The 14,571-nt window shown below is 69.0% G+C and carries 11 protein-coding genes; 6 read left to right on the top strand and 5 right to left on the bottom strand.

The genetic code is table 11. From position 1 onward, the window contains the following. Window positions 1–31 precede the first annotated feature (31 nt). Both C454_RS19175 and C454_RS19170 read right to left on the bottom strand, forming a co-directional pair. Window positions 32–2,230 (bottom strand): PAS domain S-box protein, encoded by a 2,199-nt coding sequence (locus C454_RS19175; protein WP_004978264.1) that lies wholly within the window; start codon window positions 2,228–2,230, stop codon window positions 32–34. A gap of 155 nt (window positions 2,231–2,385) precedes the next feature. After that, window positions 2,386–3,669 carry an ABC transporter substrate-binding protein gene (locus C454_RS19170; protein WP_004978262.1) on the bottom strand — a complete coding sequence of 428 codons (1,284 nt, stop codon included), beginning with the start codon at window positions 3,667–3,669 and terminating at the stop codon, window positions 2,386–2,388. Window positions 3,670–3,782: 113 nt separating this feature from the next. On the opposite strand from C454_RS19170, the gene C454_RS20590 reads away from it, so the two are divergent. From C454_RS20590 to C454_RS19140, 6 genes are all read left to right on the top strand, one after another. Beyond that, on the top strand, window positions 3,783–4,184 hold the full coding sequence (locus C454_RS20590) for a hypothetical protein (RefSeq protein WP_004978261.1): 402 nt from the start codon (window positions 3,783–3,785) through the stop codon (window positions 4,182–4,184). 24 nt (window positions 4,185–4,208) lie between these two features. Next, the gene (locus C454_RS19160) at window positions 4,209–4,907 is read left to right on the top strand and encodes a DUF4129 domain-containing protein (protein ID WP_004978258.1); all 699 of its coding nucleotides are present in this window, start codon (window positions 4,209–4,211) and stop codon (window positions 4,905–4,907) included. Continuing rightward, on the top strand, window positions 4,904–6,928 hold the full coding sequence (locus C454_RS19155; protein WP_049905302.1) for a DUF58 domain-containing protein: 2,025 nt from the start codon (window positions 4,904–4,906) through the stop codon (window positions 6,926–6,928). Before C454_RS19160 ends, C454_RS19155 begins: the two co-directional genes overlap by 4 nt. Beyond that, window positions 6,909–7,412 carry a DUF7519 family protein gene (locus C454_RS19150; protein WP_004978254.1) on the top strand — a complete coding sequence of 168 codons (504 nt, stop codon included), beginning with the start codon at window positions 6,909–6,911 and terminating at the stop codon, window positions 7,410–7,412. The genes C454_RS19155 and C454_RS19150 overlap by 20 nt, the downstream gene beginning before the upstream one ends. A gap of 70 nt (window positions 7,413–7,482) precedes the next feature. Further along, window positions 7,483–8,082, top strand: coding sequence for a TetR/AcrR family transcriptional regulator (locus C454_RS19145; RefSeq protein WP_004978251.1), 600 nt, complete (start codon window positions 7,483–7,485; stop codon window positions 8,080–8,082). Window positions 8,083–8,200: 118 nt separating this feature from the next. After that, the gene (locus C454_RS19140) at window positions 8,201–9,184 is read left to right on the top strand and encodes a DUF1028 domain-containing protein (RefSeq protein WP_004978249.1); all 984 of its coding nucleotides are present in this window, start codon (window positions 8,201–8,203) and stop codon (window positions 9,182–9,184) included. Between the two features lie 122 nt (window positions 9,185–9,306). Here the strand turns inward: C454_RS19140 and C454_RS19135 are convergent, their stop codons facing one another. The 3 genes from C454_RS19135 to C454_RS19125 all read right to left on the bottom strand — a co-directional run bounded on the left by C454_RS19135 (window position 9,307) and on the right by C454_RS19125 (window position 14,446). Further along, window positions 9,307–9,789: a DoxX family protein gene (locus tag C454_RS19135; RefSeq protein WP_004978247.1), complete on the bottom strand. Its 483-nt coding sequence runs from the start codon at window positions 9,787–9,789 to the stop codon at window positions 9,307–9,309. Window positions 9,790–10,087: 298 nt separating this feature from the next. Then, window positions 10,088–12,700 carry a PAS domain-containing protein gene (locus C454_RS19130; protein WP_004978245.1) on the bottom strand — a complete coding sequence of 871 codons (2,613 nt, stop codon included), beginning with the start codon at window positions 12,698–12,700 and terminating at the stop codon, window positions 10,088–10,090. 129 nt (window positions 12,701–12,829) lie between these two features. Further along, the gene (locus tag C454_RS19125; RefSeq protein WP_004978241.1) at window positions 12,830–14,446 is read right to left on the bottom strand and encodes a long-chain-fatty-acid--CoA ligase; all 1,617 of its coding nucleotides are present in this window, start codon (window positions 14,444–14,446) and stop codon (window positions 12,830–12,832) included. Window positions 14,447–14,571 lie beyond the last annotated feature (125 nt).

Genomic DNA, 14,571 nt, shown 5'->3' with positions numbered 1-14,571 from the left:
ATCGGCGGCACGGGCGTCAGCCGTCGCCCCGCTATCGCTGGGCGGGCGGTCTCGCGACCGTCGTCGACTCGGTGAAGACGAACCGCGCGCCCCCGTTCGAACCGTACTCGGCGGCGGGCGTCCAGTCGTGGGCGGCCGCGATTTGCTTGACGATGGCGAGGCCGAGACCGCCGCTGCGGCGCTCGCTCACCCCGGCTTCGAAGCACTCGTGAGGGGGCGTGCCGTCGGGGAAGCCCTCGCCGTCGTCCTCGACGAAGAACCCGCTTCGGGTCCGGCCGGCCGTCACGACCACGTCCTCGCCGCCGTGGACGACGGCGTTCTCGAACAGGTTTTCGAGGAGCTGTCGGAGCCTGCTCTCGTCGGCCGCTATCGTCCGCGACGCGCCGCCGTCGGTCCGGTCGAACCGCAGTTCGGCGTCGGCGGTCGGGACCGTCTCCCACGCGCGTTCGGCCACGCGCCGGAAGTCGAGGGGCTCCGGCTCGGCGACCGCATCACCCTGCGCGGCGAGCGCAGTCAGGTCCGAGAGCAACTCCTCGACCCGGTCGAGGCTCTGTCCGAGCTTTCGAAGGTCCTCGGCGTCCGCGTCGCCGGGCGACTCGGCGACGATGTCGAAGTACCCCCGCGCGGTCGTCAGCGGGGTCCGGAGGTCGTGGGAGACGACGCGCGTGAACTCGCTGAAGCGCTCGTTCTGGCGTTCGAGCAGGCGCTGGCGGGCGTTGCGCTCTGTCACCTCGCGCTGGAAGCCGATGTAGTTCGTGACGCTCCCGTCGTCGCCGTGGACCGGCGTTATCTCGGACTGATTCCAAAACGGCGTCCCGTCGCGGCGGTAGTTGAGGAGTTCGACGCTGCACGGCTCTTCGTCGGCGATGGCCTCGCGGAACCGCTCGCAGTCCTCTTCGGCGGTGTCCGGTCCCTGCAGGACGCGGTGGTTCTCGCCGAGAACCTCCTCGGCGTCGTAGCCGGTGAGGTCCTCGAAGGCGCCGTTGGCGTAGACGATGGGACAGTCGTCCTCGCTCGGGCCCGTGATGGTGATGCCGACCGAGGCCTCGTCGATGGCGCGGCGCATCAGCGACAGTTCGGCCTCCTGGGCCAGTCGCTCGGAGATGTCCCGGAGGATGCCCGTCGTGCCGACGACCTCGCAGCCGTCGTCGTGTAAGAGCGTGAGGTGACACTCCATGGGCACGCGGTCGCGGCCGTCGCCGTCGGCCGCGAGGAGTTGCGTCTCGAAGGTGAGCCGGTCGGTCTCCGCGCCGTCGCCGAGCGACGCCCGGAGCGACTCGTAGGTCTCGTAGTCCGCGTCGGGGAGGTACGACGAGAGGTGCGAGCCGAGGACGCGTTCGCGGTCGTGGCCGACGAGGTCGACGAAGGCGTCGTTGACGTACTCGAAGCGGTCGTCGGAGTCGAGCGAGTAAACCGGGTCGCCCGCGGCGCGGATGATGTGCTCGTCGCGGGCGAGTTCGTCCCGGCGCGCCCGCTCACCGGAGATGTCCCGGAGGATACCGACCGAGCCCCGGAACGCCTCGCCCTCGTAGGGGAGATACCCCATGTGGTCGCGGCACGGGACTACCTCGCCGTCGGCCGTCCGTATCTCGATTTCGAACTGGGTCGTGTCGGGGCCGCGCGACGAGAGAATCCCCCCGAGTTCGTCGGCCGCCTTCCGCACGTCTCCGTCGTCTTTCACGAGTTCCGGGCCGCGCCCGAGAATCTCGTCGACGGCGTGGCCCGAGAGGTCGGCGAAGGCGTCGTTGACGTAGGTGAAGCGGCCGCGCTCGTCGACGACGTAGACGGGGTAGCCGAGGGCTTCGAGGACGGTCTCGTAGCGCTCCGCGCGGCGGGTCGCCCGGTGTTCCGAGACGCTGTTTTCGATGCGGTTGACGAGCAGTTCGTACTGCTCGGAGGAGGGCTGTTTCTGCAGGTAGTCGGTGACGCCCGCGGAGATGGCGTCGCTCGCGACCTCCTCGCTCCCCTTGCCGGTAAAGAGGATGAAAGGGAGCGAGCCGTGTTCCTCGCGGACCGTTTCGAGGAGTTCGACGCCGGTCATCGCCGGCATGTCGTAGTCGCTGACCACGCAGTCGATATCAGAATCACGAACGATATCGAGAGCGACTTCGGGGTCCGCACAGGTCGTCACCTCGAACGAAGAGAGCTTTCGGAGGTACGTCTCGCCGAGGTCCAAGAGCGCCGAATCGTCGTCAACGTAGACGATGTGCGGAGATTTCGAGGTCGTCATCGGTAGTTATCAAATGATAACTCCCGAGGTGACACATAGGTTCGACCTCTATAGTTAGGGACCGAGCGAGACGGCGCTCGGTTTCGAATCTAATAATTTCGGTTCGAGGTGCGGCGTCGCCGACCGAGATTGTCCGGCCGTCGCCCGACCGACGGTCAGAACTCGCCGGTGACGATATCGGTGACGCGGTCACGGTCGAACAGCCGCCCGTCCTCGGGTATCTCGGGGTACGCTTCGCCATCGCCGTAGCCGGGCCACTCCCCGAACCGGTCGGGGAACAGCTGTTTCGCAGTCATCTCCAGCTGGAACAGGTTCATAATCGGCCCCTGCATCCCGTTTCCGGACGGGAAGTACCGCCCGTCGCGGAACGCGGGCACCTCGTCCGCGAGGGGGTCAGAAAGCACCGCCTCGCGGTTCGAACTGAACGAGTCGCCGAGCGCGGTCCCCCAGTACCGGAGGACCACGTCGGGCGCGGTTTCGACCATCGCTTCGTAGTCGTACGACCCGCCCGACCCGGTCTCGGCGTCGGTGGCCGCGAAGGCGTTCGGCATCCCGAACGGTCGAAGGTGCGCCCAGAGGTAGCCCTCCTGCGTGAAGTCGTACGGCCAGAACGTCCCGCCGGTGTAGGCGACGACCGCGAGCGACGGCCGCTCGGACACCGGCGGGAGGTCGGCCTGTATCCGGGCGACGAGCTCGTCGCGAAGCGACTTGAACGCTCGGTAGCGCTCTTCTTCCCGGAACACCGCCGCGATGTGGCCGAGGTACTCCCACAGCGTGTAGTACTCGTAGCGGTCGCGGTAGGGCTCCGGCGGTTCGGCGTTCGTCCGGCTGTAGTAGTTGCCGAACCACGGACCCACGTCGGACGCGATCGACGCGACCTCGTCTTCGGACCAATCGAACGAGCTACTCCGGAGGAGAGCCGGGTCGAGGAAGTGAACGTCGCTGTCCAGTTCGTAGAACAGCTCTCTGTCGAGGGCGTTCGGGTTCGACGCCGGCGTGACGCGACCGAGCTCTTCCCACTCGAACTCCACGCCGTCGAGCGCGTCGTAGTAGTAGTCGACCGTGTTGCCGAACAGTTCCTTGTCGTAGCCGATACCGGTGATGGCGTCGCCGTGGCCGAAAGCGACCGCCGCGTCGGCCGACACCGGGTAGTAGGTCAGGACGCTCGTCGGCACGGCGTCGAACTCGACCTCGCCGACCGGTGCCATCGACACCGAGTACGAACCGCTGTCCCCCTCACCGTCGGTCGTCGTCTCCGTCTCGGTGGGGGACGTCGTCGTGGTCGCGGTCGCGTCCGCGGTTTCGGTCGCCGTCGAGTCTGTCGACCCCGACGGGTCGCTCGTACACCCGGCGAGCAATCCGCCCGCGGCGGCCGCACCGCCACGTTTGAGGCACCGTCGCCGCGTCAGCCCGATTCGAGAGGCGTCGTCTTCTCCCATATTTTTAGGCCAACCTAAAATCATAAAGTACCTTCGGTCGCAGCCGACCGGAACCGCTCGCCCGCGGTCGGGGAACCTCGGGTATTTTTAGCAATGAATTGAAATGTTTGCGCATGGCTCCCGTTACGGACACCCTCCCCCGCGTCTCGACGGACAGCGTCGAACGATTCCTCGCGGCCTTCCTCGCCGGGCTCCTCGGAACGTATGCCCTCGGGGCGGCCACTAGTGGCATCGTCCCACCACTCGAAATCGCCGGCGTCGTGGCGATTCACCTCGGCGTCGTCGTCGCGGGCGTCTTCCCGCTCGTCGTGCTCGGACGCTCTGTGGTCGGACGACTCGGCGACGGCCCGGCGGCCGTCAGACCCCTCGAAACAGCTGCTGCCGCCGGTGCGCTGGCCTGTCTCGTCAGCGGGCTCTGGCTCAGCATGGACGCGTCGTCGGACCTCTCGGGCGTACTGCTCGGGGGCGCGCTGGTCGCACTGGTCGCCCTCATCGGCCTCGTCGCGAGGCGGTGACGACCCGACACAGTCCGCACACCCATGCGAACCACCCACGTCGCCGCCCTCGCCATCACCGCGTTCGCGCTCATCACCCTCGGCCTCGCCGCGGGGTCGCTCGACGCCGCGAGACCGGACGGACCGGCCGTCGCGGAGTCGGCCGATGGGTCGGTAGCGCCCCGCGAGCAGTCGGGGCCGAGCAGGCAACCCGACCGTCCGGACCGACCCTCAGTCGGTCGGCTGGTGCTTCCGGACGACGGCGTACTCGGCAGTCTCGGGGAGCAGTCGTCGCCGGCCGGCGGACTGCGCTCGCGCCTCGCCGTCGGGGGCGCACTCGTCGTCGGTGCGGTGGTGCTCGTCTTCCGCCGACTCACCGACGACGACGCGCGGGCGGCCGAGACGACGGAGGAGCGGGGAGGCGCGGACCACAAACCGTCGGAACGGAACGCGCCGGCGCCGTCCGACTGGGGCGGCCCGCCGGCGAACGGCATCTCCCGCGCTTGGTTCGCGATGGTGTCCGCGCTCGGCGCGGCGGCCACCCCGCGACAGACGCCGGCCGAACTCGCCCGCACGGCCGCCGACGCCGGCTTGCCCGCGGGCACAGTCGAGTCACTCACCGAGCTGTTCCGCGCAGTTCGGTACGGCGGGAAACGGCCGACCGACGAGCGCGAGCGACGGGCCGAAGACGCGCTCGACGCGCTGCGGCGAGACGAGAACTGGCCGGACGGGCGCGAACCGTGAGCCGCGCTCGCCGCGGGTTGTTGCTCGTCGGCCTCGCGTCGGGCCTCGTCGGCGTACTGCTCGTCGCTTCTCCGGGCGTCGCCCGCGGCGTCTCACTTACAGGGGCCGCCCGAACGGCACCCGTCGCCGTCGTCGGCGTCGCCGCCGCCGCCCTCGCCGCCCGCTCGCTGTTGAACGCTCTCAGCGGGGACGCCGCGAGCGACAGTGGGGGAAAGGCGGCCACCGCAGACGCGTTCCCCTCGCCGGAGCGTCGTCCGCAGTACGACCCGTCGGGGGCGGAGTTCGCCCGGCGAGTGAACGCAATCGAGTGGACCGACCGGCGCGACGCGGAGCCGGCGAACCGCCGGGAGCTCCGCGACGACCTCCGGGGCGCGGCGACGAGCGTGCTCTCTCGGGGTGACGGGCCGAGCCCGAGTGAGGTCGAAACGCGGCTCCGCGACGGGAGTTGGACGGACGACCCGCTCGCATCGGCGTTCTTCGCCGGCGACCTCGTCCCGTCGCTGTCGCCCTCGGGATACGCCCGCGCGCTGGTCCGCGGCGAGCCGCCGTTCGCTCGTCGGGCGCGTCGCGCCGCTGCCGCGCTGTCGAAGCGGTCCGGCGCGGGCGACGTGACACCGGCCCCGTCGGCCGACGTTCGGGCGGCGTTCGGGGACGAACCCGCCGTGCGGACGAGCCGATATCTCCCGGACGGCGAAGAGAGCCTCGAACGCGAGTCGGCGACTGACCGGGTCCACGGCGTGACCGCCGCAGCGCTCGCAGTCGGCGGGCTCGGAATCGTCACGCTGCGACCGGGACTGCTCCTCCTCGCGCTGTTCGGAATCACCGTCTCGGGGTACGCCCGCGCGGTTCCGACCCCATCGCAGGCGGTGGCGGTCGAAAGAGCGGTCAGCGACGCCGAACCCGCGGTCGGCGACGAGGTCGAGGTGACCCTCTCGGTTCGGAACGTCGGCGACGCGACGCTCGCGGACCTCCGACTCGTCGACGGGGTTCCGCCGGGGCTCGCCGTGGTCGACGGGTCGCCGAAGTTCGCGACCGCGCTCCGACCGGGGAAGCGTGCGAGCGTCACGTACACGGTCGAAGCCGTCCGCGGCGACCACGCGTTCGACCCTGCGCTCGTCGTCACGCGCGACGCCCTCGGGGTACGCAAGCGGGAAACGCTCGTCGACACCGAGACGACGGTTTCGTGCCGCCCGCCGGCAAAACCGCTTTCCGGTCGCGCCCCCGCGAGAACGACGACGCGAGCGGGTCGGTCGCGGTCGGACGCCCCGGGGCCGGGCGTCGAGTTCCACTCCGTCAGAGAGTATCGACCGGGTGACCCCCCATCGCGAATCGACTGGAGACGGAAGGCCAAGACGGGGGAGTTCTCGACGGTGGCGTTTCACGAACACCGACGCCAGCGAGTGCTCGTCGTCGTTGACGCGCGGACCGAGGCCTACGTCGCATGGGGTGGCGGGGGCGATAGCGACAGTGACGGCGACGGCGACGGCAACGGTGAGCCGGTCGTCCAGCAGGGCGTCGCCGCCGCTGACGCCCTCGCCTCTCGCTTCCGCTCCGCGGGCGTGCCGGTCGGTCTCGCGGCGCTCTCACCGCGGTCCTGTCGGCTCCCGCCCGGCCGCGGAGGCGACCACCACCGCCGGCTTCGGGAGGCGCTGGTGGCCAACCCCGCGTTCGGATGGGAGCCTCCGGACGGCGAGGTGGACGCGTCCGCGGCAGTTCACGAGATTCACCGGCGAGTTCGGGCGGACACGCGGGTCGTCTTCGTCTCGCCGCTCTCCGACGACGCGAGCGTGACCGCCGCGCGGCGGTTCGACGCGCACGGGCACCCCGTTTCGGTTCTCAGTCCGGACCCGACGGCTCGGACGCACGCTCGCGGCTACGAGTCCGGATACGCGTCGCTCGCGAGGGAGCGACGGCTGCGGCGGCTTCGAGCGGCCGGTATCCCCGCGAGCGATTGGGACCCGACCGAACCGCTACGGGAGGTGACGCGCGGTGGTCAAAGCCGTGCCACGACGTCCAGATAGCGCCCCGCCGCTCCGGAGCAGCGGCGGTGCGCTCGCGGCCGCGACCGGTGCGGCCGTCATTACCGCGGTCTCGGTCCCCGCGCTCGCGATGGGCGCGCTGGGAGTGCTCTCGCTCGCTGGTGCACTCACGTTCGGCGTCGAGTCGGCCTACGCGCCGGGCATCGCGCTCCTCGCGGGGTCAGTCGTGCTCGCCGGCGTCTTGGGTCTGACACCGCCGTTCCTGCTCGCGGCCGCGTTCCTCGTACTCCTCGCGTGGGACGTGGGGAAACACGGGTTCAGCATCGCGCGCGAGGTCGGGCGGGAGCCCTCGACGTTCCGAATCGAGGCCGTCCACGGGCTGAGCAGCACCCTCGTGTATGCGGCCGGGGCGACGCTCGGCTACGGAATATACGCCGGCGTCACCGGCGGACGGTCGGTCGTCGCGCTCCTCGCGCTTCTCGTCGGGTCGGTGGCGCTCCTGTTCGCGTTGCAGGCACGGAAGTGAGATGTGGGACCCAAGCGCCCGCCCGCGACGACCCGAAAGCGACACTTCCGTCCAACGAGAACCCCCTAGCATGACGCGGGACGGGCGCGCCGAGGAGTTGGAGCCGGCGAAGCGGCGCATCATGGAGGCGACGTACAGGGCGCTACAGAGACACGGCTACGGCAACCTGACGATGCAGGACATCGCCGACGAGTTCGAGAACAGCAAGGCACTCCTGTACTACCACTACGACGGGAAAGACGAGCTACTGGTCGACTTCCTCGACTACGTCCTCGCGGAGTTCCTGGACGGCCTCCCCCGAGGGGACCGCACGCCCAGAGAGGAACTCGAAACGGTAGTCGAGACGCTCCTCCCGGAGACGCTCTCCGAGGAGGCCTACCGGCTCCAACTGTCCATGTTCGAACTGCGGATGAACGCTCGGCACGACGAGGACTACCGCGAGGAGTATCGCCACATCGACGACGAACTCACGGAGCTGCTGCGGGACATCCTCGTCCGCGGAATCGAGGCCGGCGAGTTCGAGGCAATCGACCCCGACGCCGAGGCCGAGCTGTTTCTCTCGATTCTGACCGGGACGCGCGCCCGCCGGCTGACGGTGTTCGAGCCCGACGAGTCCATCGAGTCGCTCCGGGCGGCTATCGAGTCGCACATCGACCGCATCTCGGCGTAGTCGCCGCCGAGGCGTGCGGCCACCGAGCCGGCCGAGCCGGCCGCGGGGCGACCCGACCTCCCCAACGGTTCCGCCGGGACGTGAACCCTTATTCGCCCGGCGTCCGTCGGTTCCGACCATGACACCGCGACCGTCGACCTTCTCAATCGTCGCCCGCGACCCGGAACAGGACGCCGTCGGCGTGGCCGTCCAGTCGAAGTTCGTGAGCGTCGGTTCCGTCGTCCCGTTCGTCAGCGCGGACGCCGGCGCAATCGCCACCCAGAGCTTCGCGAACGTCGCTTACGGTCCCGACGGATTGGACCTCCTGCGCGAGGGGCATTCGGCCGAGGAGGTCGTCGCCGAACTGACCGACGCCGACGGCGAGGCCCCGAGCAGGCAGGTCGGCGTCGTGGGGGCGGACGGGAGCATCGCGGCCTTCACCGGCGAGGAGTGCTTCGACGTGGCCGGCGACATCCAAGGAGAGCACTACACCGTCCAGGGGAACATCCTCGAAAACGAGGCGACGCTCGAAGCGATGGCCGAGGCGTTCGAGACGACCGACGGCGGCCTCCCCGAGCGCCTGCTCGCGGCGCTCCACGCCGGCAACGACGCCGGCGGCGACAAGCGCGGCGAACAGTCGGCGGCGATGTACATCGCCAAGCCCGAGGGCGGCTACGACGGCGGCAACGACCGCTGGGTCGACGTGCGCGTCGACGACCACGACCACCCGATAGACGAGCTCGAACGCGTGTTCAAGCTGTACGACATCACGCTCTTGGAGCGCGAAGCGCCCGAGGAGACCCGGTCGCTATCCGGCGAGACGGCCGAATCGGTGCTCGAAACGTTAGCCGACCTCGGCTTCTACGACGGGACGCCGAGCGGCGAGTTCGACGACGAGGCCGTCGCGGCGCTCGAATCGTTCCGGGGCATGAACAACTTCGAGAACCACTCGCTTTCCGTCCTCGAAGACGCCATCGCCCGCGGCTGGGACGACGTCGACGGTGCGGAAGCGGCAAAACAGGACAGTTCTGCGAATGGGGACGGCGAGGCGGGCGAGTTCGACGGAGAAGCGCGGCTCATCGAGGCGATTTGGCAGGGCCTCAGCAGGCTCGACAGGAAGTAATCGGAGAAAATCAGTCTCGTCGTTCGTAGTGTTCTTTCGTTCGCCGAAGCGCGCCGGGTGCGGTGGAGTTGGTGGGTCACCGCGGCGCACCGACACGGCCGCGAGGGGGAAGGATATCCCGCTCAGCCGAGGAGGTACTTGAGCGCGGGGCGCTGGCGGACGAACTCCATCTTCTCGATGATGGCGTCGAGGCCGAGGATGCGGCCCGCCGCGAGGGTCCCGACGATGGCGAACATCATCAGCCCGAACAGGTCACCGTTGACCACGCCGTGGGCCCAGTCGGCGTTCCCGAGGTAGAAGAACACCATCAGGACGCCGCCGAAGAAGGCGGCGAGCCGGACGAGTGCACCCACGATGAGTCCGAGGCCGATGAGCGTCTCACCGACGGGAATCATGAAGTTCGTGAACTCGAGGAGCCACGGGGTCGCGGCGGCCCACGCGAAGAAGCCCTGCAGCGGCGAGGCGGCGGGGGCGTTCGCGAGGTAGCCCGCGGCGCTGAAGCCGCCGAGCTTCGTCACACCGGCGTGGAAGAACCAGTAACCGGTGATGAGGCGGGTCAGCACGAGCACGTAGCCCGTGACGCCCTGCGAGTAGTCGAAGTCCATCCTGTTCCCCAGCATCTCGATTTGTGAGTTAGCGGCCATTGTCTTTCACCTAACAAGTGAACGAACGACCCCCCATAGCATATAAAGAGAGCGTGATTTCCGAATCTAAGGAATCGAGAACGACCGAAAAGCGGGGTCTACGACGCGATACCGTGCGATTCGGTCGCTCGGTGAGAGGTCGAAGCTCAGTCGAGGACCGGGTCGAGCACAGCGGGGCGCGAGGCCGACACGGGGGCCGTCCTCTCGGCGAGAGCTCCATCGAGGTGGTTCCCGTCCTCGGCGACGAGAATCGTGTGCGTCATTCGTCGAGGGCTCCCGAATCAGTCGCCGTCGATCGCTCCGACGGCGTCACGAACTCGAACCGCGCACCACCCTCGGCCGACTCGGCGAGCGAGACGGACCAGCCGTGGGCGTCGGCGATGTCGCGGACGATGGCGAGGCCGTAGCCGGTGCCCCGCGGCGTCGTGGTGTAGCCGTGGTCGAAAACGCGTTCGCGTATCTCCTCGGGAATGCCGACGCCGTTGTCGGCGACGTAGAACCCGGACCGGTCGTCGAGCGCGCCGACGCGGACGGCGAGCGGGTCGTCGGGGGGACGGGCGTGTTCGACGGAATTCCGAAACAGGTTCTCGAAGAGCCTGAGCAGGCGGCCGTCGTCGCCCTCGACGACGAACAGTTCCCCGCGGACGAGCGTCGCGTCGCCGGTGTCGACGAAGCGCCACGCGTGGTCGACGACGCGGGCGAGGTCGACGGATTTGGCGTCGACCACGGGCGTCCGCTGGCGAGCGAGGTCGAGCACCTCCTCGACCAGTTCGGACATCCGCTCGACCGCGTTGGCGGCGCGTTCGAGGTGCGCCCGCTCGCCCGACTCAATCCCGAGGTCGAGGTAGCCGGTGGCGACCGCGAGCGGGTTTCGGAGGTCGTGGGCGACGATAGAGACGAAATCGTCGAGTCGCTCGTTGGCGGCGGCGAGGTCCGCCTCGCGGTTGCGGAGTTCCTGTTCGCGGACGGTTCCCGAGAGCGCGGTGGCGACCGTCGAGCCGAAGAGTTCGAACAGGTCAACGTCCACGTCGAGGAACGCGTCGGCGTCGGTCGCGACGACGAGGAGACCGTGGCTCCCGAGCGGGACGCGGAGGACAGACGCCGCGTCCGACTCGGGGGGAAGGAGCCGGTCATCCACGGCCGCGGAGTCGACTCGGGTGACCGCGTCCGACTCGGGGCCGCCCGGGACGGTCTCGATTCGAACCGTCGACTCGAACCCGTCGCCTGTCGAGGCGGCCGGCGACAGTCCCCCGCCGTCGTCGGCGAGCCAGATGGCTGCCTCGGCGTCGGGGACGAGTTCGGGGACGGCCTCGACCGCCAGCGCCGCGACCTCCTCGACGCTCTCGGTGAGAATGAGGTCCCTCGTGACCGCCTGTAGCGACCGGAGACCGTCCTCCAACCGCGCGCGGTCGGTGACGTCGATGGCGACGCCGAGGAGCTTCGACACCTCGCCGTCGTCGTCGAAGACAGGGCGGTACCACACGTCGTAGACCGCGCCGTGGTACTCGATTCGGGTGTCGACCGCCTCGCCAGACAGCCCGCGAGCGATGGCGTCGGTGGCCGCGGGCGTGTCGTCGTACAGTTCGAAGGCGGACCGGCCGACCACCTCGCCGGGGTCGCGGCCGAGCGACTCCAGACCGGCCCCTTCGGACATGGTGAACACGCCCTCTGAGTCGAACGCCGAGAGGATGATCGGCAGGTTCTGCAACACGGTTTCGAGGCGCTGGTTGGTCGATTCGAGGGCGTGGAGGTAGCGCTTCCGCGTCGTCACGTCGCGGAAGTAGACCGACAGGCCCGACGGCGAGGGATACGCCCGGACCTCGAACCAGCCGTCGTAGACCTCGGAGAAGGTCTCGAACGTCACCGGCTCTTGGGTCCGCATCGCCTCGTGGTAGTTGTCGAACAGTTCGGTGTCGACGACCGACGGGTACAGGTCCCAGATGCGCTCGCCGAGTTCGGGCTCGCGAACCTCGCTGAAGATGGTCTTCGCGCGGTCGTTGAAGTAGACGAAGCGCCAGTCGGTGTCGAGGGCGAAGAAGGCGTCCGTCATGCGTTCGAGGAGTTCGCCGCGCTGGTTGGTGGCGACCTCGCGGTCGGTCACGTCCCGCGGGATGCCGACGACGCCGATGGCCTTCTCGCCGTCGACGGCCGGAGAGAGCTGGAGCTCGAACAGCCGCGGGTCGCCCTCGGCGTCGACGAACCGAACGTCGAGGCGTTCGGTGACGCCCTCCGAGAGAACCCGCGAGACGGCGTCGCGGTACCGCTCGTACTCGCCCGCGGGGAACAGGCCGGCGTCGACGAGCGACTCGAACTGCTCGCCGCGGAGCGTCTCGGAGGCGCGCCCGGTTATCTCCTCGATTCTGGGGTTCACGTACTCGACGCGACTTCGGTCGTCGAGGACGAACGCGCCGTCTTCCATCGCCTCGACGATGACGCGGTGACTCCGAGTGACGGGGCGGGAGTCGCCGGTGTCCGGGTCCACGAGCGACCGAACCGACGCGACGAGTGCCGCGTGGGAGTCGTCGGCGTCGTCGCGGATCAGGTAGTCGTCGACGCCGAGCGAGACGGCGCGAGCGGCGAACGCCTCGTCGCCCGCGGCGGCGTAGACGACGACCGGAAACTCGGCGCGGGAGCCGTCGCGGGAGACGAGCGCGTCCAGTTCGAGTCCGTCGGGGAGGTCGGCGGCGGCGACGAGACAGGAGACGGTGCGGTCGTCGAGCGCCGACCGCACGGCGTCGACGCTCTCGGCGCGCGTGACCGGGCGCTCGAAGGCGTCCCGAAGCGCCGAGACGACCGCATCGGAGGCAGCGCCGTCGGCCGCGACGTAGAGAATCGCGCCGGCGGAGGTGCCTCCTGAACTCGGAGAAAACATGTTAGATACGAGATACTCGGTGAGCCAATAATATCTTGCGGGCGAAGCGGCCGACTCACCGGGAGACGAGCGTCGAAACGGGTCGGGCGGGCCGCCGAGTCAGGGGCCGCCGGGGCGCCGGGTCGCCGCCTACCCCTGTCCGACCATCCGCTCTTCGTCGTCCCACTCGCGCTTGCGGAGTTCGTACTTCTGAATCTTACCGGTCGCCGTCTTGGGAATCTCCTCGACGAACTCGAACTCGCGGATGGCCTTGTAGCCGGCGAGGCGGTCGCGGGTGTACTCGCTCAGTTCCTCGGCGGTGACGCCGGGGTTCTCCACGTCGCCGTTCGCGGGGACGACGAACGCCTTCGGCGTCTCGCCCCACTTCTCGGACGGCGCGGGGATGACCGCCACGTCGCCGACGGCGTCGTGGTCGAACAGCGTGTCCTCCAGTTCGACCGAGGAGATGTTCTCGCCGCCGGAGATGATGATGTCCTTCTTGCGGTCCTGAATCGCAATCATGCCGTCCTCGTTGACGACCGCGAGGTCGCCGGTGTGATACCAGCCTTCGAGGCGGTCGTTGAAGGCGTCGTGGGTCTCGTCGGGCTTGTTCCAGTACTTCTCCATCACCTGATTGCCGCGGACGACCACCTCGCCGATGGTGGCGTCGTCGCGCGGGACCCGTTCGCCGTCCTCGTCGACGACGCGCAGGTCGGTCCCGAGCGGGGCGACGCCCTGCCGCTGTTTGAGCGAGAACCGAAGCCCCCCCTCGTCGGGGATGAGTCGGTTCGCGTCCGAGGTGGCGATGAGCGGGCCGGTCTCGGTCGCGCCGTAGAGCTGGGTGAACTCCCAGCCGAACTCGGATTCGGTGTGGCGAATCGTCGCGCTCGGCGCGGCGCTGCCGGCGGCGGTCACGCGAACCGGGTTGTCGCCGGCGTACGCGGGGTCGTGTTCCTCGGCGTACTCCCGCAGAATCGACAGCACCGTCGGCGCACAACAGAAAAAGGACACGTCCTCGGTGGCGATGGCGTCGAACACCTGCTCGGCGTCGACCCCGCGGGTGCAGACGTGTTTCGCGCCGCGGCCGGTGACGGCGTAGATGTGGCCCCAGCCGTTGACGTGGAACATCGGGAGCGTCCAGAGGTAGACGTCGTCGTCGGCGATGTGGTGGTGAATCGTCACCAGTTGAGCGTGGAGCGACTCGGTGCGGTGGGTGCGGCAGACGCCCTTCGGGTCACCGGTCGTCCCCGAGGTGTAGTTGATGGTGATGAGTTCGTCCTCGGACATCTCGGGGCGCTCGTAGTCGTCGGCGTCGGCCTCGTCGAGGAACGCCTCGAAGTCGAGCCAGTCGCCGTCGACGGCGGCGGGGTCGTTCGTCACGAACACCTCGGCGGGCACGTCGTCGCGGACGGCCTCGATTTTCCCCGCGTACTGGTAGTCGGCGTAGACCACGCTCGCGCCGGAGTCCGAAAGCAGGTACTCGTAGTCCTCGGTCGTGAGCCGGTAGTTCAGCGGGACGTGGAGCGCGCCGCACTGCATCGCGCCGAAGGCCGCTTCGAGGTGGCAGTGCGTGTTGGGGTCGAGCACCGCGACCCGGTCGCCCTTCTCGACGCCGCGGGATTGGAGCGCCGCCGAAAACCTGTCCACCCGCTCGCCGAACTCCGCGTAGGTGAAGCGCTCCCCGTCGACGCCGACGACAGCCTCGTAATCGCCGTAGTACGTCCGGGCCCGGTCGAGGAAGTCCGTCACGAGTAACTGTTTCTTCATTCATGATAGACCGAGCGGGCGAGCGAACTAAACGCACCACTTCCGGCAACATTTCACAGAATCGACGTGACCACCACAGTATGGCGGGGAACGTCGTCGGGGCGTTCGAAGACGCCGTCGGTCGC

Origin of the sequence: Haloferax gibbonsii ATCC 33959 (genome assembly GCF_000336775.1) — an archaeon.
Classification (GTDB): domain Archaea; phylum Halobacteriota; class Halobacteria; order Halobacteriales; family Haloferacaceae; genus Haloferax; species Haloferax gibbonsii.
This window is presented reverse-complemented; position numbering and strand designations above follow the sequence as displayed.